Origin of the sequence: Streptomyces sp. NPDC001406 (assembly GCF_042895285.1) — a bacterium.
Classification (GTDB): Bacteria; Actinomycetota; Actinomycetes; order Streptomycetales; family Streptomycetaceae; genus Streptomyces.
Map to the genome: position 1 here is coordinate 516,323 of NZ_JBIAWG010000001.1, position 20,667 is coordinate 536,989.

Consider the following 20,667-nt stretch of genomic DNA (forward strand, 5'->3'; position numbering starts at 1 on the left):
GAGAGGGGCACCGGTGAACGACCGATACGACGCGGGATACGGCGGCGATCAGTACGAACTCGTCGGCTACGACGAGTACGGGCAGCCGGTCTACCGCCAGATCCCGGCGCAGCAGGCTCCGCAGGCTCCGCGGCAGACGTACGACACGTACGCGCAGCAGGGCTACGGGTACGACCCGTACGCCACCGGGCAGCAGCAGCCCGTGCCGCCGTACGACGCCTACGACACCGGGCAGCGGCCGACGGTGTCCTACGACCCGTACGGCACGGGCGCCCCCGGCGGCGGCCAGGCACCCCCGTACGACCCCTACGGGCAGAACGCGGCAACCGGCCGGCAGCCCCGGGCCGCCGGGCAGACCGCCCACATTCCGCAGCAGCCCGGGCCCGCCGAGGAGCCGGAACCGCAGGCCCCGGCGGCCCGTGAACGGGACTACCGCACCGAGCAGTTCGCGTTCGTCGAGGAGCCGGACGGCAACTCCGAGGACGTCATCGACTGGCTGAAGTTCACCGAGAACCGCACCGAGCGCCGTGAGGAGGCCCGCCGCCGCGCCCGCAGCCGGGTCGTCGCCCTCGTCGTCGTCCTCGCGCTGGTCGCCGTCGGCGGTGTGGGCTACCTCTGGTACGCCGGGAAGCTGCCCGGTCTGTCCTCCTCCGGCTCCAAGGCCGGCACGACGACGTCCGCGGCCGCCCAGAACCGCGACGTGATCGTCGTCCATCTGCACAACACCGGCAAGGGCGGCACCTCCACCGCGCTGCTGGTCGACAACACCACCACCAAGCAGGGCACGACCGTCCTGCTGCCCAACTCCCTCGCCCTGACCGACGACGCCGGCAGTACCACGACCCTCGCCAAGTCGGTCGACGACGACGGCTCCTCCGGGACCCGGGACCAGCTCGACACCGTCCTCGGCACCAACATCGAGGGCACCTGGCGCCTGGACACCCCCTATCTGCAGAACCTCGTCGAGCTGGTCGGCAACATCGACATCGACACCAACGCCGACGTGCCCGACCCGGCCGCGAAGAAGAAGGGCGACGGGCCCCTCGTCCACAAGGGCAAGGGCCAGACCCTCAGCGGCAAGATGGCCGTCGCCTACGCCACCTACCGTGCCCCCGGCGAGGCCCAGAACGCACAGCTGGAGCGGTTCGGCCAGGTCATGCAGGGGGTGCTGCGCAAGTTGTCCTCCGACGCCTCGGCGGCCACGCTCACGGTGCAGACCCTCGCGCAGATCCTCGACCCCTCCCTGACCGACAAGGACCTGGGCACCTTCCTCGCCAAGCTCTCCGACCTCGCCAAGGGCGGCGACTACAAGACGGCCCTGCTGCCCGTCCAGACCGACGGCACGCTGAGCGCCCAGACCAGCTCCAGCGTGGTCAAGGACATCCTCGGCGGCACCGCCAAGAGCCCCGACGCGGGCTCCGCGGTCCGGGTCTCCGTGCAGAACGCCACCGGAGTCAAGGACAACACCGAGAAGGCCCGTGTGGTCCTCCTCAACGGCGGCTTCACCTTCCTGGAGGGCGGTACGGCGTCCACCACCCGGGCGACCTCGAAGGTGATCTACTCCTCCGCCGCCGACAAGGAGAACGCCACCGAGGTCGCCAAGACCCTGGGGCTGCCGGCCAGCTCCGTGACGAAGGGCACGGTCAGCTCCAACGCCAGCGTCTCGGTGGTCCTCGGCCAGAACTACACGCCCTCCTCCTCCTGAGGACGACCCCGGGGCACCCCTCGTGATCCGATAATCACGTGGGGTGCCCTCGGTGGTCCGTGAGACCCTTGATGTCAAGTGACCGCCGACGGAAAGCCACGCAGTGACCGCCACCGACCGTTCCATCGAGCTCATCAACACCGCCGCCCAGGCGGCCGCCGACAAGCTCGCCCATGACGTCATCGCCTACGACGTCAGCGATGTGCTCTCGATCACGGATGCCTTCCTGCTGGCGTCCGCCCCCAACGACCGCCAGGTCAAGTCGATCGTCGACGAGATCGAGGAGCGGCTCCTGAAGGAGCTCGGCGCCAAGCCGGTGCGCCGCGAGGGCGACCGCGAGGCCCGTTGGGTCCTGCTCGACTACGTCGACATCGTCGTCCACGTGCAGCACAGCGAGGAGCGCGTCTTCTACGCCCTGGAGCGGCTGTGGAAGGACTGCCCCGAGCTCGAGCTGCCCGCCGACGCCAAGGCCACCCGCGGCAAGGCCGAGGAGCACGCCAAGCTGCAGGCCGCCGAGGACGCGGCCGAACTGGACGGGGAGTGGTGATGAGCCCCACGGGTGAGGTGACCGACCGGAAGGACCGGGGCCGCCGGATCATCCTGTGGCGGCACGGGCAGACCGCCTGGAACGTGGAGCGCCGCTTCCAGGGCTCCACGGACGTCGAGCTCACCGAGACCGGCGTCGGCCAGGCCCGGCGCGCGGCGCGGCTGCTCGCCTCCCTGAAGCCCGATGTGATCGTCTGCTCGGACCTCCAACGCGCCGTGCACACGGCCGCCGAGCTCGCCGAGCTCACCGGTCTGGAGGTCGCCCGCGACGAGGCCCTGCGCGAGACCTACGCGGGCGTCTGGCAGGGCCTGACGCACGAGGAGATCATCGCCCGGTACGGCAAGGAGTACGCGGCGTGGAAGCGCGGCGAGCCGGTCCGCCGCGGCGGCGGTGAACTGGAGACCGAGGTCGCCGACCGTGCGGCTCCCGTCGTGCTGCGGCACGCCGAGAAGCTGCCGGAGGACGGCACCCTCGTGGTGGTCAGCCACGGTGGCACCATCCGCACGACCATCGGGCGGCTGCTCGGCCTGGAGGCCAACCACTGGGAGAGTCTCGGAGGCCTCTCCAACTGCTGCTGGTCCGTCCTCGGCGAGGGCGTACGCGGCTGGCGCCTCCTGGAGCACAACGCGGGCACCCTCCCGGAGCCCGTCCTCGGCGACGACGACTGAGCGTCCTTCGCGCCCCGGACCCCGGATTTCGCTTTCCGGCAGGTCGCAGGCTAAAGTTCTTCTTGTTCGCCCGCCGAGCGGGAGGAACGTACGGGGCTATAGCTCAGTTGGTAGAGCGCCTGCATGGCATGCAGGAGGTCAGGAGTTCAATTCTCCTTAGCTCCACGGATCGACACTCTCTTGAGTTGTCAAAGATCGGTGATGAGGATCCCGTCCCCTCAGGGGGCGGGATCTTCTGCGTTCCACCTACGGAGCATTCCGGCCGCCTCGCCGTCCGGAGGCGGCCACAGCCGATGTCTGCGCTCCCGGAGCAACACGAGCTTGTCGCGGGCCCCTTCGTCCTCCGGTGTGTAGACCACGATCCGGCACTCCGGCATCCCGTCCACCGACAGCGACTGCGAGGTCATGCGCAGTTCTCCCACCGCCTCGTGACGGAACGTCTTCACCCGTGGCCCCGGTTGCGTCACCGCACCGCTCGCCCACAGCTCGGCGAAGTACGGGCTGGCCGCCGACAGCGCGCGTATGTGGTTCTCCCAGGCCGGCTCGCCGACATGTCTGCCGTACGAGGACCGCAAAGTGGCCACCATCACCGGCAGTTCGTGCTCCAGGTGCACCACTGGGCAGGCCTCCTCCGGCACCGTGCACAGCAACCACAGCACGTTCGGCACGCCGGTCCTGAGGGGCGGCGGCACCGCGAACAGATCCCGGTAGGGCGAATTGGCGGCGAGGATGTCGTACCGCGCGTTGTAGACCACCGCCAGGAGCGGGTCGAGGGCGTCGATGATGCCCTGCACCTCCGGCCCGACCGTCCGCGACGGCACCTCCGGAACCGCGTCGAACGGCACCTCCGCCAGGCGGTACAGATGCTCCCGCTCCGGCGGATCCAGCCGCAGGGTGCGCGCAACGGCGTCCAGGACCTGCGCGGACGCGTTGATCGGACGGCCCTGCTCCAGCCATGTGTACCAGGTCACCCCCACGCCCGAGAGCTGGGCGACCTCTTCCCTGCGCAGCCCCGGTGTGCGCCTGCGCAGCCCCGGTGGCATACCGACGTCGGCCGGTGTCACCCGGGCGCGCCTGCTGCGCAGGAAGGCGGCCAGCTCCGGCCGGCGGCGCTGTGTCGTCCTCATCGTCACGTCCCCCGTCGTCACGTTTTCATCGTCGGTGCCCGGTCCATCCCCTGCCAGGTGCTGTCAGTACCAGCATCGGCGGGCTCTCGGCACCCGTATCGGCGCGCCGCCAGGCTCGACCGCATGACGACGACATTCCGAACGGGACCGGGTCCCACGCCCGCTCCGGGCCCTGCGATCAGTGAAACACCCGGCACTGACAACCGGCCCCGGCTGCTGCTCGCGCTCGTGCTCACGGCACAGTTCATGGCGGTCCTCGACGTCTTCATCGTGAACGTCGCGGCCCCCACCATCGGTTCCGAACTCCACGCCTCCGGCGCCGACTTGCAGCTGGTGATCGCCGGATACGCCATCACCTACTCCGTGCTGCTGATCACCGGCGCACGCCTCGGCGACCGGTTCGGCCACGGTCGCGTCCACCTCGTCGGCCTCGCCCTGTTCACCGCCGCCTCGCTCGCCTGCGGCCTGGCCCGGGGCTCCACCGAGCTGATCGTGTTCCGGCTGGTGCAGGGCGCCGGGTCGGCGGTGATGATCCCGCAGGTGCTCAGCCTGATCCAGCGCACCTTCACCGGCGAGGCCCGGGTGCGGGCGCTCGGCGCGTACTCGGCGGTCCTCGCCGTGGGCGCCGCGGCCGGGCAGACCATCGGCGGCCTGCTGGTCAGCGCCGACCTCCTCGGCACCGGCTGGCGGCCGGTCTTCCTGGTGAACGTGCCGGTGGGCGCCGTACTGCTGCTGCTCGGCAGGCGTGTCCTGCCGAGGGGCGGCGCGGCCGGGCCCGGCGCGGCGCGGGGCCTGGACCTGCCGGGGCTGGTGCTGCTCGGTGCCTCTGTCTCGCTGCTGACGGTGCCTCTGGTGCTCGGGCAGGAGGAGGACTGGCCGCTGTGGACCTGGCTGTCGCTGGTGGCCGCCGTGGTCCTCTTCGCGCTGTTCTGCGGCTACGAGGCACGGCTGGCCCGGCGCGGCGGCGCCCCGCTGATCGCGCCCCGGGTGCTGCGGCACCCCGGGATGGGCCTGGCCGTCTTCCGCATCCTGGCCGTCATGGCGGTCAACGCCGGATTCCTGTTCGCGCTCACGCTGCACCTCCAGGGCGGCCTCGGGCACAGCGCGCTGCGTGCCGGTCTCGGCTTCGCGCCGACCGCGGTGGTCTTCGGCGCGGTCGGGCTGACCTGGCGGCGCCTGCCTGCCTCCTGGCAGCGGGCACTGGCCCCGGCCGGCTTCGCGCTCACCGCCGTGTCGGTGGCCGGAGTCGGGCTCGCGCTCCGCGGCGGCGGCGACGGCGGAGCCGGGCTGTACGTCGCGTTCGTCGGCCTGGGCGCCGGGCTCGCGCTCGCCTTCGGCCCGACCTTGACCGGGGCGCTGGCGGCGGTGCGGCCCAAGGACGCGGCGGACGCGAGCGGGCTGCTCGCGACGGTCACCCAGCTCGGTCAGCTGATCGGTGTTGCGGCGTTCGGCACACTGTTCTTGAACCGCCTTGAGTCACTCGGGGCCCCAGCGGCGTATACCTCTGCGGAGGCGCTTTCTGCGTGCATGTGGGCACTGGCCGGCACCGCCTCGGTGGGTGCCGTGTCCGGACTGGTACTGAGGCGTCGCTGACCGTATTGGCCCGGCCGTGGCAGAATCAAACGGCCGGAAGGGGGCGCCGCCCGACGGGAGGGAGTAGCGATGCCTGCGAGCATCCTCGGGGAGGTGGGCCACCTCTTCGCTGCGACGTTGATACGGGACACGGCCACCCGTCTCAGCTGCCCTTCCTGCGGTTCCGGCCATGTGGCCCAAGTACTCGGCGACAACGGCGGGATCTCATACGTGTGCACGGCCTGCGGCCACAGCTGGAGCTGATCTATGGGTGCACACAGGCGAAAGTGCGACTGGTGCGGGAGCGGAACGCCGATCGTCCGGGACATGGAGCCGATCAACCCCGACTACCAGTACTGGTGCGAGGAATGCGCGCGGGCGCTGATCATAAAAGGCGACCCGATCGAGACGTACCGCGAGCTGGAGGGCGAGCCGATCTACGGCCGGCTCCTCGAGGAGCACTGCACGCTCAAGCGGTTCTACTCGTTCGTCACGGCCTGACTCCGGCCGGGCCTCGGCAACGATGTCCGGCCAGTGTCAGGAAGACGAGTCCGGCCCCTGCGTAGAGGCCGGACAGCGCCAACGCGACGCCCCCCTGGTGCAGTTCGGGCCGTGCCGGCCCGTGGGGCACCCACCACAGGGCGTACGAGCAGAAGACCAGCACGGTGCCCAGGGCGGCCGCCCGGTGCCCTCGCGTCCACAGCAGCAGTACCAGTGGCACACACCACACCCAGTGGTGCGACCATGAAACCGGGCTGATCAACAGCGCCGTCACCGCGCAGGCGGCCACCGCCCACGCCCGCCGGTCCCGCAGCTCCGCCAGGACCGCCACCGAGAGCCCTGTCACGGCCACCAGAGCCGCCAGGGCGGCCCAGAGGGCTCCCGGGACCGGTGTGTGCAGCAGACGCGCCAGAACGCCGCGCAGGGCCTGATTGGCGGTCTCCTCGGCATGCCCCACCCGGTTCATGCGGAAGACCATGCGCGTCCAGAACCGCCACGAGTCGTACGGCAGGACGGCCGCCGCCAGCAGCGTGGCCCCGGCGAACGCGGCGGCCGCCCCGCGCGCGTGCCGCAGCCAGGGCCGTCCGTCGCCGCCCCTGAGGCGCGCCACGCAGCCGGTGACGAGCAGGAACACCGCGAACAGCGCGGGCGTCAGCTTGACCGCCGCGGCGAGCCCCAGGCCGGCTCCGGCCCAGCGGGCCGGGCCGTCGCCCGGACGGCGAGACAGATCCCACAGCACCAGGACGGCGAGCAACAGGTTGACCTGTCCGTAGCGCAGAGTCGTCCACACCGGCTCGCACCACACGGCCGCCGCCGCGACCCACCAGACGCTCTCCACGCGCGCGTGCCCCACGAGTTTCAGCGACAGCCGCACGAACCCCACCAGCAGGGCGAGGTTCGCGGCCGTCGCCGTCGCGCGCAGGAGCGGGACGTCCAGGAGCGTCAGCGGAGTGAACAGCAGGGCCGCGAACGGCGGGTAGGTGGTGGGCAGATGCTCGGGGGTCGCCCGCAGCGCGTAGAGGTCGCCGCCCGCGCGGACGGTCGCTCCCTCGGCCCGGTACACCATCAGGTCGATCATCGACACGTCCGCGGCCCGCTGTGCGACCCAGAACGCGGCGAAGGAGAAGAGGCACGCGCCCAGGGCGACCGATGCGCTGCGGCGGGCTTCAGGGATCGCGATCACGGACACGAAGCGCGACACTAGCGCCCGAATCCGTACAGAACGGAAACGATTTGGTGGTGCACCCCTTCGACCGTGTAATGTTGGCGTCGCCGCCGGGGCAACCGGGCGACACGGTGAACATGTGGTTCCACCGCATGGCCGCACGGGGCTATAGCTCAGTTGGTAGAGCGCCTGCATGGCATGCAGGAGGTCAGGAGTTCAATTCTCCTTAGCTCCACAGAAATCGAAGGCGGGTCATCCGATCGGATGACCCGCCTTCGTCGTGTACGGAGGTGGTCGGGGCACGACGGGGGCGGGCCACCCGAGCCGGGTGACCCGCCGTTCGTGTGCTCAGCGGCCGAGGGCGCGGCGGCCGCGGCCCTGGGAGAGGACCGGAAGGTTGCGGGACGGCGCCTGCGAGCGCGTGTCCTCCTCGATGCGCAGCGCCAGCGCCGGGCAGCGGCGCACCGCGCGCAGGGCCTTCGCCTCCGCGTACTGCGGCACCTTCGCCTGGGCGACGGTCGGGAAGCCGTCGGCGCCGAGCTGGAAGACCTCCGGGAGGATGTCCGCGCACAGGCCGTGGCCCCGGCACAGCGTCCAGTCCACGTAGATCTTCTGGCGGCTGCCTCCGCTCTCCTCCGGCTCTCCGCCGCCCGTGATGCCCGACGGGGCCATGCCTCCCTCGAAGAGCGGCAGAACGCCCTCCACGGGCCTTCCGCAGCCGTTTCCGAGGACATGGGCGGCGAGGTCGTCGGTGAACGCCTTGATGGTCGACTCCAGGAACATCGCCGAGCCGTCCGGGTGCGAGCACGCGCCGCGCCGCTTCACGTTCTTGGCGACCTGCTTGAGAGCCTCCAGGGCGGCCGGTCCGCCGCCGTTGAGGATGTCCTCCATGCCGCGCGCGGCGGCGGGCAGCCCGAGGTAGCAGGGACCGCACTGTCCCGCGCTCTCCTCGGCCAGCCACTGGGCCACCCGCAGCGACTCGCCCAGCGGGCACGTCTCCTGAGTGATCGGCAGAATGGCGCCGGCCCCGAGCGCGCCGCCCACCGCGTCCAGGGAGTTGCGGGAGACGATCGCCTCGTTGACCGTCGCCGCGTCGATCCACTTGCCGTGGTAGCCGCCGGTCAGCACGCCCTGCGGCACCGGCGGGGCCCCGGCCAGCTGGAGGACGTAGCGCAGCGGCACGCCGGTGGGCACCTCGATCACCATCGGGCGGGCGACCGCGCCGGAGACCGTCAGCATGACGGTGCCCGGCTCGTCGTACAGGCCGGTGTTGCCGTAGCGCTCCGGGCCGATGCGGGCCGCGATCGCCAGCTGGGCGAACGTCTCGGCGTTCGACAGCAGTGTGGGCGCGCCGCCGACGCCGTTCTGCGAGGCGCTGGTCTTGCGGCCGGGCGGGATCGCCGGGCCGCCGTCGATCGAGCGGATCAGCGACGCGGCGGCGCCGGTGACCATGCGGACGGGGTTGCGCTGGACGAACGCCTTGAGCGCCGACCGGCGGCCGTTGGACAGGCCGCGTTCGGCGAGCGCGGCCTCCATGGAGCGCTGGGTCGACTCACGGGTGACCCCCACCACGAGCGTGCGCGCACCCAGGGCCTCGGCGCACAGCAGCGCGCCGTCCAGGATCAGGTGCGGGGCACGGTTGATCAGCACCGTGTCCTTGCGGCAGGCCGGTTCGTCCTCGCTTCCGTTGACGACGACGACCGGCCGTACGCCGCGCTTGATCGCCGCTTCGGCGACCGAGCGCAGCTTCTTGTGGAAGGGGAAGCCCGCGCCGCCGCGGCCCTTCAGGTTGATCCGTTCGGCGAGCTGCGCGAGCTGCTCGCCGCCCAGGGGTTCAAGCGGCCCGTGCACCTTCAGGTGCATGGGCAGATCGAGCCTTTCGACAAGGTCGAAGCCCGACGTGAGCTGAGGAAGTCCGACCACGCGGACTTCTGGTACGTCGGGCAGGGCCTCGTTCACCTATAGCCTCCGGAAGGCGTGTTCCAAGGTTCGCCCGAACCCGGCGTGTCGTACGACGTGCCGGGGGATGGTTCATTGGCGGGACCGCTGTTGTACGTGTCGTTCGAGTTGTACGTGCCGTAGAGGTTGTTCGTCTCACCGGTGTCGTACACGTCACTTCCGCGATACCCGGCACCGCCCGAATTGCCATAGACCGGAATGTTGTATCCGGTGTCCTGGAGCGGGTCGTACGCCGACGGCGGCGCCTCGCCCACCGGCGGCGGAGAGGGGATCGGCCAGCTGCCCGAGGTGCTGGAGGGGCCGTCCATGCGCGGCATCGCCGAAGTGGCCTGCATGTCCAGCGGCAGGTCCATGCGCGCGGTCTGGCCGGCGGCGAAGCCCTGCTCGGCTCGTGAGGGAGTCTTCACGGCCCGGTAGGCGGCCGCGAAGCCGGACGCGGGCTCGGGGGTCGCGGCGGCGCCGTAGGCGGCTGCCGCGGGAGCTGCCGCCGTGTCCGGGAACGACGGCCTGGCCGGACGCTCGTTCTCGTATCCCGGCAGTCCGGACGAGGCCTCCGCCGTCCGGGCCCGGCTCGCGTCCAGCCCCTCGAGGCCGGAGCGCTCCTCGTTGCCGATGATCGCGACGATCCGGTCGGCGACCTTGCGCTTGAAACTGCGCGGCGCGGCGCGCAGGGCGAGGGCCGCCATCACTCCGACCAGGCACAGCTCGTACGACACCATGAAGAACGTCTTGGCCGGACGTCCCGCGAACAGGCCGTGGATGAGAGCCGTGCACAGGGCCGGGTAGGCCAGCATGTGCATGGCGCGCCAGCGCGCGGCCACCGGTGCCGGCGACGCGAACTGGTTGCGCAGCGCGCCGGTGACACCCACGAAGATCATGAGCAGACCGGCCAGGGAACCGAGGCCGATGAGCCCGCCGCTGCCCGAGACACCGAGGCTGAAGGGGATCAGCGCGGCGATCAGGACGGTGTGCTCAAGCGCCAGCTTGATCGTGATGTGCACCAGGAGGAACGCGATCGAGGCGACCGCGGTCACCCGGTGGATGCCTTGGGCAATGATCCGCTGGCGCGTGTCGAGGATGAGCCGGTCCTGGGCGATCAGGCCCCAGATCACCGAGCAGGTGAGGCAGACGAGCGACAGGACGCCCGCACCGAAGTTGAGGAAGTCCTGGAGCCAGCTGCCGCCGTTCAGTACCACCACGGGTATGAGCAGCAGGACGACAGCCGACGCCACCCCATAGGCCGACCGGCCGGGCTTGGGGAGCGAGCTGTTACTACGACGAGGGTTCATGGGGGCAACTCCGAGCAGTTCGGGAAAGCGGTCCCGCTGCCGAACTCTAAGCGGCGCCATACCGATCAGTACGAGGTTTGAGTTATTGCGTTGTTATCAAAGGACAATGCGACTGATGCGATGTCCCTTAGTGCGGTGTTACGCGAAGTAAGCTTTGACCTTGGTTCAGACCTTGCTGCCGTGTTCGTTGTGTCAGCCAGGCATACGGAAGCGCGTCGCGACTTGCTCAACGCCTGCGGTACCCTGACGCCATGCGTGCCGTACGCCTTCTGCTTAGCGGGCCGCGCTGATCAGTCCCGACCGCCGGGTGAACCGGGCGGCCGGCATCGGCGCGGCATCCCCTCCTGCGTGAGGGGATTTTTCGTTTCTAGGACGACACGCCGCAGGCAGAGACGACCGATGGAGCTTTGAGGATCATGAGCGAGACGAACCCCGCTGCCGCCGCTGCTACGTCAGCGGAGGCCGCGCCGCACCGCTACACGGCCGCCATGGCGGCCGAGATCGAGGCACGCTGGCAGGACTTCTGGGACACCGACGGCACCTACGCCGCTCCGAACCCGAAGGGCGACCTGGCCGGCGACCCCGAGCTGGCCGCCAAGCCCAAGAAGTTCATCATGGACATGTTCCCGTACCCCTCGGGTGCGGGCCTGCACGTCGGTCACCCCCTGGGCTACATCGCCACCGATGTCTACGCCCGCTTCCAGCGCATGACCGGCCACAACGTCCTGCACACCCTGGGCTTCGACGCCTTCGGCCTGCCCGCTGAGCAGTACGCCGTGCAGACCGGCACGCACCCGCGCGTGTCCACCGAGGCCAACATCGAGAACATGAAGGCCCAGCTGCGCCGGCTGGGTCTGGGCCACGACAAGCGCCGGTCGTTCGCGACGATCGACCCGGACTACTACAAGTGGACCCAGTGGATCTTCCTGCAGATCTTCAACTCCTGGTACGACGACGAGGCGGACAAGGCCCGCCCGATCTCCGAGCTGATCGCCCAGTTCGAGAGCGGCGAGCGCGCCGTACCCGGTGACCACGGGCGCGCGTGGAACCAGCTGACCGCCACCGAGCGCGCCGACGTCCTGGGCGAGTACCGGCTGGCCTACGCCTCCGACGCCCCGGTCAACTGGTGCCCCGGCCTGGGTACCGTGCTGGCCAACGAGGAGGTCACCGCCGACGGCCGCTCCGAGCGCGGCAACTTCCCGGTCTTCAAGGCCAAGCTGCGCCAGTGGAACATGCGCATCACCGCCTACGCCGACCGGCTGCTGGCGGACCTGGAGGAGCTGGACTGGCCCGAGGCCATCAAGCTGCAGCAGCGCAACTGGATCGGCCGTTCCGAGGGCGCCCGCGTCGACTTCCCGATCGACGGCGAGCACATCACGGTCTTCACCACGCGCCCGGACACCCTGTTCGGCGCGACCTACATGGTGCTGGCCCCCGAGCACCCGCTGGTCGAGAAGTTCACCCCTCAGGCCTGGCCCGAGGGCACCCACGCGGTGTGGACCGGCGGCCACGCGACCCCGGCCGAGGCCGTCGCCGCGTACCGCGCACAGGCCGGCGCCAAGTCCGACGTGGAGCGGCAGGCCGAGGCCAAGGACAAGACCGGCGTCTTCACCGGCGCGTACGCCACCAACCCGGTCAACGGCGAGCAGGTCCCCGTCTTCATCGCCGACTACGTGCTGATGGGCTACGGCACCGGCGCGATCATGGCAGTCCCGGCGGGCGACCAGCGCGACTTCGAGTTCGCGCGCGCCTTCGAACTGCCGATCCACTGCATCGTCGAGCCGACCGACGGGCGCGGCACCGACACGTCCACGTGGGAGGACGCCTTCTCGTCGTACGACGCGAAGATCATCAACTCCTCCAACGACGACATCAAGCTGGACGGCCTGGGCGTCGCCGACGCCAAGGCGCGCATCACGGAGTGGCTGGAGCGCCGGGGCATCGGCCGGGGCACCGTCAACTTCCGCCTGCGCGACTGGCTGTTCAGCCGCCAGCGCTACTGGGGCGAGCCCTTCCCCATCGTCTACGACGAGGACGGCATCGCCCACTCGCTGCCCGAGTCGATGCTGCCGCTGGAACTGCCCGAGGTCGAGGACTACTCGCCGCGCACCTTCGACCCGGACGACGCCGACACCCAGCCCGAGACCCCGCTGTCCCGCAACGAGGACTGGGTCAACGTCACCCTGGACCTGGGCGACGGACCGAAGAAGTACCGCCGCGAGACCAACACCATGCCCAACTGGGCCGGTTCGTGCTGGTACGAGCTGCGCTACCTGGACCCGCACAACAGCGAGAAGCTGGTCGACCCCGAGATCGAGCAGTACTGGATGGGCCCGCGCGAGGGTCAGCCGCACGGCGGTGTCGACCTGTACGTCGGCGGTGCCGAGCACGCCGTGCTGCACCTGCTGTACGCCCGCTTCTGGTCCAAGGTCCTGTACGACCTGGGGTACGTCTCCTCCGCCGAGCCGTTCCACAAGCTGTTCAACCAGGGCATGATCCAGGCCTATGTCTACCGCGACAGCCGTGGCATCGCGGTGCCGGCCGCCGAGGTGGAGGAGCGCGACGGCGCCTACTACTACGAAGGCGAGAAGGTCTCCCGTCTGCTGGGCAAGATGGGCAAGTCCCTGAAGAACGCGGTGACTCCGGACGAGATCGCCGCCGAGTACGGCGCCGACACGCTGCGCCTGTACGAGATGGCGATGGGCCCGCTGGACGTCTCCCGGCCGTGGGACACGCGCGCGGTGGTGGGCCAGTTCCGGCTGCTGCAGCGGCTGTGGCGCAACATCGTCGACGAGGCGACCGGCGAGGTCACCGTCTCCGACGCCGAGCCAGACGAGGAGACCCTGCGTGCCCTGCACAAGGCGATCGACGGCGTGCGCCAGGACCTGGAGGGCCTGCGCTTCAACACCGCCATCGCCAAGGTCACCGAGCTGAACAACCACCTGACCAAGGCGGGCGGCACCCTGCCGCGCCCGGTCGCCGAGGCACTGGTGCTGATGGCCGCGCCGCTGGCTCCGCACATCGCCGAGGAGCTGTGGCGCCGGCTGGGCCACACCGACTCGGTCGTCCACCAGGACTTCCCGGTCGCCGACCCGCGGTACGTGGTGGACGAGACCGTGACCTGCGTCGTGCAGATCAAGGGCAAGGTCAGGGCCCGCCTGGAGGTCCCGCCGGCCATCTCCGACGAGGAGCTGGAGAAGGCGGCGCTGGCCGACGAGAACGTTGTGCGGGCGCTGGGCGGCGCGGGGATCCGCAAGGTGATCGTGCGGGCGCCGAAGCTGGTGAACATCGTCCCGGCCTGAGCGGCCGGCGCCTCGGGGTAGTCCCCTACGGGCAGGTTCGGGGTTCTTCCGGAACTCCGGACCTGCCTGCTGCGTTTACCGTGGAGAAGCACGAAGAGCGGCGCGGCGCGTGCCGCGAGGGGTCTGAGGAGGAGCGTCGTGGAAGCATTCTTCACCGTCTTCGCCCTGCTCTTCCTGCTCTTCGTGGTCCTGGGTACCTTCGCGGTGGTCAAGGCGATCGGCGCCGCCAAGCGAGGCGTCGACCGCACGATCACCCAGGCGCGCCGCACGGTCGAGGACCACACCCTGCGCGCCAAGTCCTTCACCCAGACCGGCCCGGCGGGCGAGATCGCCCAGCTCCGGCTCACCCTGCGCACCTCGATGCGCGCCACCCAGGACGCGCTGCACGCGGGCGTGGCCGAGGACGAGTCGCTCAGGGAGTCCTTGGGCCTCTTCCAGCGGCTGAGCGTGCACGGACACGAACTGGACGAAGAGCTCAAGCGCATGGAGTCCGAGCCGGACCGGGCCACGCTCGCGGCCCGGCTGCCCGAGCTGCGCAAGCGCACCGAGCGCATCACCCGGTCCGCCGACTCCCTGCGCTGGGCGGTCCGCGACCGGGCCCAGCGCTTCGCCGACGACGATCTGGACGCACTCAGCACCCAGATCGACGTCGAGACCGGCGCGCTGCGGCACTGGACCCGCTCGGACACCGAGGACACGCCCCCTCCGTGGCCCGAGGCTCCGGCCGACGCCGACGCCGACGCCCGCACCGCGCAGCAGACCTGGCCCGAGACCCCGGGGTCCGGCACCGCCGACGAGCCGACCCGGACCGCCATCACCCCGCCCGGCGCACGCCCTTCCTATCCTTGGCAGAAGAAGCCCCGCCCCGAGAGCACCACTTGATCCGGCCGGTCCCGGCCCAGGTGAGAGGGGCCGGGCTGCCGTTCGGCCACTACGCCAGGTAACCTCCAGCTCATGTCCCGCCATGTCGCGATCGTCACCGATTCAACGGCCTACCTGCCGCCGCGGACGATGGAGCGCCACGGCATCACCGCGGTGCCCCTGACCGTGGTCCTTGGCGACCAGGCGCTCGAAGAGGGCACCGAGATCTCGACGCGCTCCCTCGCCCAGGCACTGCAGAAGCGGCGCCCGGTCACCACGTCCCGTCCCGGCCCACAGGTGTTCGCGGAGACCTACCGCAGGGTTGCAGAGTCCGGGGCCAGCGGCATCGTCTCGCTCCACCTCTCCGCCGAGCTGTCCGGCACCTACGACGCGGCGGTCGTCGCCGCGCGCGAGGCGCCGGTGCCGGTGCGCGTGGTGGACACCGGGATGGTCGCGATGGCCCTCGGCTTCTGCGCGCTGGCCGCCGCCGAGGTGGCCGAGGCGGGCGGCACCGTGGACGAGGCCGTCACCGCCGCCGAGAAGCGGGCCGCGGGCACCTCCGCGTACTTCTACGTCGACACGCTCGACTATCTGCGCCGCGGCGGCCGCATCGGCGCCGCCCAGGCCCTGCTGGGCTCCGCGCTCGCCGTGAAACCGCTGCTGCAGCTGGACGGCGGCCGCATCGAACTCCTCGAAAAGGTGCGTACGGCGTCCAAGGCGATCGCCCGGCTGGAGGAGATCGTGGCCGACCGGGCCGGCACCGCCGAGGTCGACATCGCCGTCCACCATCTCGCCGCCCCCGACCGGGCGTCGGCTCTCGCCGACCGGCTGCGGACCCGGGTGCCCGGACTGGCCGACCTGCATGTGAGCGAGGTCGGGGCGGTGATCGGGGCGCACACCGGACCCGGACTGCTGGGCGCCGTCGTCTCCCCGCGATGACGGCTGCATCACCCGTGCGAGTGCCGGAGTTTTCCACAATGGGTCGCTGATCCACGGAAATTGAGCAAGATCATCGTGAATCGGCGGGATGTCCGATCCTCGTCGTATGGCACTTCGATCACGCACCCGCATCTCGTCCGCGACCAGCGGTCCGGGCCGCGCTCCCGCCTCCGACGGCCGCACCCGCCACCGCCGTTCACCGGCCCGCCACGACACCCGCCCCCGAGCCCGGCACCGCTCCGCACCGGCGGAGGAACTGCGCCGCCGCGCGGCACTGCTCTTCGGCGAACACGCCGTGCAGTGGCGGGAGTCGGGGAACGCGCCGCCCGGGCGGGGGGTGTGCGCGGACACGGTGAGGGTGACGGGTACGGCGCCGGGGTTGAGCCCCGTGCAAAAGGCGAGCCCGGTGCACAGGGTGAGCCCGGACGAGGACGGCACCGTCCTGTCCGACACCGACACCGACACCGACACCGACACCGACACCGACTCCGACGCTGACGACGAACGCGTGGTGCCGGACTGGAGGGAGCGTGCCGGGCTCGCCCTGCGTGAGCGGATGCCGATGTGGCTGCAGGCCAGGTGCGGCCTGGAACGGCGGGGCGTGGTCGCGCTCGCGGTGCTCCTCGTCGTTGCCGCGGTGTTCGCCGTGCAGCACTTCTGGGCCGGCCGTGCCCAGCCCGTCAGCGCGCCCCAGGTGGTACGGGCGGAGGCGCCGTACCGGAAGGAGGACAAGAGCGAGGGGAACGGGCAGGCCGGGCAGACCGGGCAGGCAGGTAGCTCCGGGCCCGGGGGCACCGGCGGCGGCGCTCCGGGTGCCGCCGGGACGGACATCGTGGTGGACGTCAGTGGCAAGGTCCGCGCCCCGGGGATCCAGCGCCTGCCCGCCGGTTCACGGGTGGCCGACGCGCTGCGGGCGGCGGGCGGAGTGCGCCCCGGCACCAGCACCGAGGGCCTCAACCGCGCGCGCTTCCTCGTGGACGGCGAACAGGTCGTCGTCGGCGGTCCCGCACCGGCCGCGGGGCCCGGCACAGGCGGCGTCACCGGCTCCGGGCCGGCCGGCTCCACAGCGGGCGCGCAAGGACCCTCGGCCCCGATCTCCCTCAACACGGCCACCACGGACCAGCTCGACACCCTGCCCGGTGTCGGCCCCGTGCTCGCTCAGCACATCGTCGACTATCGCACCCAGCACGGCGGCTTCCGCTCGGTCGACGAATTGCGCCAGGTCAACGGCATCGGCGACCACCGCTTCGCCGATCTGCGGAATCTGGTGCGGCCATGAGCCAGGTGTCCGGCGACGGCGTCACCACCGGCCGGGCGGACGTGCACGCCGCCTCCGGAAAACGGCTGGGCGCCGCGCATCCGCGGCAGGAAGGCCCGACGGACCTGCGCCTGGTACCGCCCGCGCTCGCGGCCTGGGCGACGGCGGCACTGACGCTCGACACACCGCCTGCACGGACAGCCGCCATCGCGGCCGTATGCCTGATCACAGCGTGCCTCGTCCTGGCGTCAGGAAGACGCGGACGACCAGGTGGACGACGCCGTTCGGACGACGGGGCGGCTGCCCTGCGCGCACCGACGAGGGCATGGTCCGCCTGGGCGGGGCCTCTGCCGCGTGCCGCGTCGGCCGCCGTATTGCTCTGCGTCGCCGCGGCCGCCGTCTCCGCCGGGCTGCATGGAGCGGATCTGCGTCGCGGGCCCGTGCCCGTGCTGGCCCGGCAGTACGCCGCCGTGACCGTCGAGGTCGAACTCGGCTCCGATCCCTGGCTGAGCAGGCCCCGGGTGAGAGGGGATCACGCGGCTCCGGTAGCCGTCCTGATCCACGCGGAGGTGCGGAGCGTCGAGGAGACGGACGGGACGACCGTGGCGACGCGGACACCGGTGCTGATGATTGTCGACGGCGATGTCCCGGCACCGGAGCCGGCGGCGCGAGCCGCCTCGGCCCGGCCCTCGGGGCGTTCGGCCTGGCTCGGGCTGTTGCCCACGACCCGGCTGCGGGTGAGCGCGCGACTGGCTCCTGTGATGACGGGCGGGGACCGGACCGCGGCCGTGCTGCGGGTCACGGCGCGGCAGGTGCCGGAGATCGTGGCGGGGCCGAGCGGGCCGCAGCGGCTGGCGGGACGGTTGCGGGCGGGGCTGCGCGAGGCCACCGACGGGCTGTCGGCGGATGCCCGTGCGCTGCTTCCGGGGCTGGTCGTCGGGGACACCTCACGGATCACGCCCGAGCTGGACGAGGCGTTCAAGGAGACGGACCTGGCGCACACGCTCGCCGTCTCCGGCAGCAACCTCACGATCCTGCTCGCGTTGCTGCTCGGGCCGCCCGGTCTGGCCCAGCGCGTGGAGCGCCGCGGGCTCGCCCCGCGCCTCGGCATCTCGCTGCGGAGCACCGCGCTCCTCGCGGCGGCGCTCACGACCGCGTTCGTCGTCGTGTGCCGACCGGACCCGAGCGTGCTGCGGGCCGCGGCCTGCGGATCGGTGGCGCTGCTCGCCCTGGCGACGGGACGCCGCAGATCGCTCGTCCCGGCGCTGGCGACGGCCGTCCTGCTGCTGGTGCTGTACGACCCGTGGCTGGCCCGTAGTTACGGGTTCCTGCTCTCGGTGCTGGCCACCGGCTCGCTGCTGGTGCTCGCGCCGGGTTGGAGCGTGGCGCTGCGGCGGCGCCGGCTGCCCGGGCGGTTGGCCGAGGCGCTGGCGGCGGCTGCCGCGGCGCAGGCTGTGTGCGCGCCGGTCGTCGCCGTGCTGTCGGCGCGGGTGAGCCTGGTGGCGGTGCCCTGCAATCTGCTCGCCGAGGCGGCGGTGGCGCCGGCCACGGTGCTCGGGTTCGCGGCGCTCGGGTCGGCACCGGTGGCGATACCGGTGGCCAAGGCGCTGGCCTGGTGCGCGAGTTGGCCTGCCGGATGGATCGCGCAGGTGGCCCGGACCGGGTCCGCGCTGCCGGGCGCGGGGGTGGACTGGCCGGGCAGTTGGACGGGGGCGCTGTTGCTCGCCGTGGTCACGGTGTTCCTTGTCTCCGCCGGTCGGCGGCTGCTGCGGCACCCGTGGTGGTGCGCCGTCTGCGGGGCGCTGCTCCTGCTCGTGGTGGTGCGGCCGGCGCCGCTGACCCGGGTGATCACGGGCTGGCCGCCACCGGGCTGGCGGTTCGCGATGTGCGACGTGGGGCAGGGGGACGCGACGGTGCTGGCGGCGGGGGAGGGCACCGGGGTGGTCGTGGACGCCGGACCCGATCCGGCGCTGGTCGACCACTGCCTGCGGGAGCTCGGCATCACCCGCATCCCGCTCGTGGTGCTGACCCACTTCCACGCGGATCACGTCACGGGGCTGCCCGGTGTGCTGAGGGGGCGCTCGGTGGGCGTGATCGAGACGACCGGCTTCGAGGAGCCCGCGGACCAGGCCGAGTTCGTACGGAAGGAGGCGGCGCGGCGGCACATTCGGCTCACCAGTGCCGTCGCGGGGGAGGAGGGGCGCACCGGTGCGCTGTCCTGGCAGGTGCTGTGGCCGCCCCCGAGCCCGGCGGTCCCTGGTCCCGACGGCCCCAACGACGCGAGCGTGGCGCTGCTCGTGCGCTCGGCCGGGTTGCGGCTGCTCCTCCTGGGGGACCTCGAACCCCCGGCCCAGCAGGCGCTGTTGAGATCGCCGACGGCAGCTGAGCTGGCCGGTGTGGATGTGCTCAAGGTCGCCCACCACGGCTCGGCCTATCAGGATCCGGATCTGATACGTCTGGTGGCCCCGCGGGTGGCGCTGATCTCGTGCGGTGCGGACAACCCGTACGGCCATCCGGCGCCCGGCACGGTGGCGGCGCTGCGTGCCGGAGGGGCGGTGGTCCTGCGTACGGACCGGGACGGGGCGCTTGCGGTCGTCGGGGCGGGCGGAGCGGACGGAGGGCTGCGGGTGGCGCGAGACTGAGGGCATGAATACAGCACAGGTCGATGCCTATCTCCGCCGTCTGGGGGCCGAGCGCCCGGAGCGGCCCACCGTCGAGGTTCTGCGGGACCTGCATGTGCGTCATCTGCGGGCCGTGCCCTTCGAGAACCTGTCGATCCACCTCGGCGAGGAGATCGTGCTGGAGGAGAAGCGGCTGCTGGACAAGCTGCTGGGGGCGCGAAGGGGCGGGTTCTGCTACGAACTGAACGGCTCCTTCGGGGCGTTGCTCGCCGCGCTGGGCTTCGACGTCGTCCTGCTCGCGGGGCGGGTGTACGGGGACGAGGGGCGACTGGGGATTCCGTACGACCATCTCGCGCTGCGGGTGCGGGCGGTGGACGGGAGCGAGTGGCTGGCCGATGTGGGATTCGGGGCGCACAGCCATGGTCCGCTGGCCTTCGCGGAGCGCGGGGAGCAGCGCGATCCCGGCGGAACCTTTCGGATCGCCCCGGCCGGGCCGGATGCCGCGGGGGTGGAGGGCGCGGGCGAGGTGGCCGGTGCCGGGGACCTGGACGTGACGCGTGACGGGAAGCTCCAGTACCGCCTGGAGACCAGGCCCCGGGTGCTCGGCGACTTCGCGGCCGGGGCGTGGTGGCACAGCACCTCGCCGGTGTCGCACTTCACGCGGTCGCTGGTGTGTTCGCGGGTGACGGAGGACGGAGGGAGGATCACGATCAGCGGGCGCGCGCTGACGGTGACGGGGGCCGACGGGACGAAGGAGGTGCGTGAACTGGGCACGGACGAGGAGGTTCTCGGGGTGTACCGGGAGCGGTTCGGGATCGAACTCGACTCGGTGCCGACCGTGCGGAAGCGGAGTCGGGACGACTGACTCAGGCACGGTTCGGGTGCCGGAGAATGACTTCGTGAGCGATGTGAGACACGTATTGGTGCTGCCCGACCGCGACGCGGCCGAGGAAGCGGTGGAGGCGCTCGTGGAGCGCTTCGGACTCGATGAGGAACCGCACCTCGTCCGCGATGCGCTGGCCGGTGAGGACGACGCCGAGGACGCGCAGTGGCTCGTGGTCCTGCGGGACGAGGACGAGCGGCTGGACCCCGCGGAGCTGAACGCGTTCGCGGGGGAGTGGGACGGCTGGCGCGAGGAGCCGTAGGCCGAGGA

16 protein-coding genes and 2 tRNA genes are annotated in these 20,667 nt (G+C 71.5%); 14 read left to right on the forward strand and 4 right to left on the reverse strand.

Annotated elements, in window-relative coordinates:
- Positions 1 to 13: 13 nt before the first annotated feature.
- The 4 genes from ACFY1J_RS02280 to ACFY1J_RS02295 all read left to right on the forward strand — a co-directional run bounded on the left by ACFY1J_RS02280 (position 14) and on the right by ACFY1J_RS02295 (position 3,085).
- The gene (locus ACFY1J_RS02280) at positions 14 to 1,705 is read left to right on the forward strand and encodes a LytR C-terminal domain-containing protein (RefSeq protein ID WP_390730434.1); all 1,692 of its coding nucleotides are present in this window, start codon (positions 14 to 16) and stop codon (positions 1,703 to 1,705) included.
- 103 nt (positions 1,706 to 1,808) lie between these two features.
- Positions 1,809 to 2,252 (forward strand): ribosome silencing factor, encoded by a 444-nt coding sequence (rsfS, locus tag ACFY1J_RS02285; protein ID WP_316757643.1) that lies wholly within the window; start codon positions 1,809 to 1,811, stop codon positions 2,250 to 2,252.
- Complete coding sequence (locus ACFY1J_RS02290) at positions 2,252 to 2,920, forward strand: histidine phosphatase family protein (RefSeq protein ID WP_390706564.1); 669 nt, start codon at positions 2,252 to 2,254, stop codon at positions 2,918 to 2,920. Before rsfS ends, ACFY1J_RS02290 begins: the two co-directional genes overlap by 1 nt.
- A 92-nt stretch (positions 2,921 to 3,012) precedes the next feature.
- Positions 3,013 to 3,085, forward strand: a tRNA-Ala gene (locus ACFY1J_RS02295).
- Positions 3,086 to 3,138: 53 nt separating this feature from the next.
- Here the strand turns inward: ACFY1J_RS02295 and ACFY1J_RS02300 are convergent.
- Positions 3,139 to 4,047 carry a helix-turn-helix transcriptional regulator gene (locus tag ACFY1J_RS02300; protein WP_390730435.1) on the reverse strand — a complete coding sequence of 303 codons (909 nt, stop codon included), beginning with the start codon at positions 4,045 to 4,047 and terminating at the stop codon, positions 3,139 to 3,141.
- Positions 4,048 to 4,170: 123 nt separating this feature from the next.
- Between ACFY1J_RS02300 and ACFY1J_RS02305 the strand changes: the two genes are divergently transcribed.
- Together ACFY1J_RS02305 and ACFY1J_RS02310 are read left to right on the forward strand one after the other, a co-directional pair.
- Complete coding sequence (locus ACFY1J_RS02305) at positions 4,171 to 5,640, forward strand: MFS transporter (RefSeq protein WP_390706562.1); 1,470 nt, start codon at positions 4,171 to 4,173, stop codon at positions 5,638 to 5,640.
- 246 nt (positions 5,641 to 5,886) lie between these two features.
- The gene (locus ACFY1J_RS02310) at positions 5,887 to 6,120 is read left to right on the forward strand and encodes a hypothetical protein (protein WP_006136074.1); all 234 of its coding nucleotides are present in this window, start codon (positions 5,887 to 5,889) and stop codon (positions 6,118 to 6,120) included.
- On the opposite strand, the gene ACFY1J_RS02315 is transcribed toward ACFY1J_RS02310, so the two are convergent.
- Complete coding sequence (locus ACFY1J_RS02315; RefSeq protein ID WP_390730436.1) at positions 6,110 to 7,309, reverse strand: glycosyltransferase 87 family protein; 1,200 nt, start codon at positions 7,307 to 7,309, stop codon at positions 6,110 to 6,112. The two genes, ACFY1J_RS02310 and ACFY1J_RS02315, sit on opposite strands and share 11 nt — an antisense overlap.
- A gap of 138 nt (positions 7,310 to 7,447) precedes the next feature.
- Between ACFY1J_RS02315 and ACFY1J_RS02320 the strand changes: the two genes are divergently transcribed.
- Positions 7,448 to 7,520: transfer RNA gene (locus tag ACFY1J_RS02320), tRNA-Ala, on the forward strand.
- Positions 7,521 to 7,633: 113 nt separating this feature from the next.
- Here ACFY1J_RS02320 and ACFY1J_RS02325 read toward each other — a convergent pair.
- A complete protein-coding gene (locus ACFY1J_RS02325) occupies positions 7,634 to 9,244 on the reverse strand; it encodes an NADH-ubiquinone oxidoreductase-F iron-sulfur binding region domain-containing protein (RefSeq protein ID WP_390706560.1) in 1,611 nt (536 codons plus the stop codon).
- A complete protein-coding gene (locus tag ACFY1J_RS02330; protein ID WP_390730437.1) occupies positions 9,241 to 10,533 on the reverse strand; it encodes a cytochrome b/b6 domain-containing protein in 1,293 nt (430 codons plus the stop codon). The genes ACFY1J_RS02325 and ACFY1J_RS02330 overlap by 4 nt, the downstream gene beginning before the upstream one ends.
- A 416-nt stretch (positions 10,534 to 10,949) precedes the next feature.
- Here ACFY1J_RS02330 and leuS point away from each other — a divergent pair, with 416 nt between their 5' ends.
- The 7 genes from leuS to ACFY1J_RS02365 all read left to right on the forward strand — a co-directional run bounded on the left by leuS (position 10,950) and on the right by ACFY1J_RS02365 (position 20,659).
- Entirely contained in the window at positions 10,950 to 13,835 is a 2,886-nt protein-coding gene (gene leuS / locus ACFY1J_RS02335; protein WP_390730438.1) for a leucine--tRNA ligase, read from the forward strand.
- 138 nt (positions 13,836 to 13,973) lie between these two features.
- Entirely contained in the window at positions 13,974 to 14,717 is a 744-nt protein-coding gene (locus ACFY1J_RS02340; RefSeq protein WP_390730439.1) for a hypothetical protein, read from the forward strand.
- 72 nt (positions 14,718 to 14,789) lie between these two features.
- Entirely contained in the window at positions 14,790 to 15,635 is an 846-nt protein-coding gene (locus ACFY1J_RS02345) for a DegV family protein (protein ID WP_390706556.1), read from the forward strand.
- Between the two features lie 106 nt (positions 15,636 to 15,741).
- Positions 15,742 to 16,914, forward strand: a complete 1,173-nt coding sequence (locus ACFY1J_RS02350; RefSeq protein ID WP_390730440.1) for a helix-hairpin-helix domain-containing protein — start codon at positions 15,742 to 15,744, stop codon at positions 16,912 to 16,914.
- Positions 16,911 to 19,535: a ComEC/Rec2 family competence protein gene (locus tag ACFY1J_RS02355; RefSeq protein WP_390730441.1), complete on the forward strand. Its 2,625-nt coding sequence runs from the start codon at positions 16,911 to 16,913 to the stop codon at positions 19,533 to 19,535. The genes ACFY1J_RS02350 and ACFY1J_RS02355 overlap by 4 nt, the downstream gene beginning before the upstream one ends.
- Before the next feature lie 4 nt (positions 19,536 to 19,539).
- Positions 19,540 to 20,379, forward strand: a complete 840-nt coding sequence (locus ACFY1J_RS02360; RefSeq protein WP_390706536.1) for an arylamine N-acetyltransferase — start codon at positions 19,540 to 19,542, stop codon at positions 20,377 to 20,379.
- A gap of 34 nt (positions 20,380 to 20,413) precedes the next feature.
- Complete coding sequence (locus ACFY1J_RS02365; protein WP_390706535.1) at positions 20,414 to 20,659, forward strand: hypothetical protein; 246 nt, start codon at positions 20,414 to 20,416, stop codon at positions 20,657 to 20,659.
- Positions 20,660 to 20,667: the final 8 nt, after the last annotated feature.

Coding starts and splice junctions, on each gene's coding strand:
- ACFY1J_RS02290 (WP_390706564.1), top strand. CDS start 2,252: ATGAGCCCCACGGGTGAGGTGACCGACCGGAAGGACCGGGGCCGCCGG.
- ACFY1J_RS02300 (WP_390730435.1), bottom strand. CDS start 4,047: ATGAGGACGACACAGCGCCGCCGGCCGGAGCTGGCCGCCTTCCTGCGC.
- ACFY1J_RS02305 (WP_390706562.1), top strand. CDS start 4,171: ATGACGACGACATTCCGAACGGGACCGGGTCCCACGCCCGCTCCGGGC.
- ACFY1J_RS02310 (WP_006136074.1), top strand. CDS start 5,887: ATGGGTGCACACAGGCGAAAGTGCGACTGGTGCGGGAGCGGAACGCCG.
- ACFY1J_RS02330 (WP_390730437.1), bottom strand. CDS start 10,533: ATGAACCCTCGTCGTAGTAACAGCTCGCTCCCCAAGCCCGGCCGGTCG.
- leuS (WP_390730438.1), top strand. CDS start 10,950: ATGAGCGAGACGAACCCCGCTGCCGCCGCTGCTACGTCAGCGGAGGCC.
- ACFY1J_RS02345 (WP_390706556.1), top strand. CDS start 14,790: ATGTCCCGCCATGTCGCGATCGTCACCGATTCAACGGCCTACCTGCCG.
- ACFY1J_RS02350 (WP_390730440.1), top strand. CDS start 15,742: ATGGCACTTCGATCACGCACCCGCATCTCGTCCGCGACCAGCGGTCCG.
- ACFY1J_RS02355 (WP_390730441.1), top strand. CDS start 16,911: ATGAGCCAGGTGTCCGGCGACGGCGTCACCACCGGCCGGGCGGACGTG.
- ACFY1J_RS02360 (WP_390706536.1), top strand. CDS start 19,540: ATGAATACAGCACAGGTCGATGCCTATCTCCGCCGTCTGGGGGCCGAG.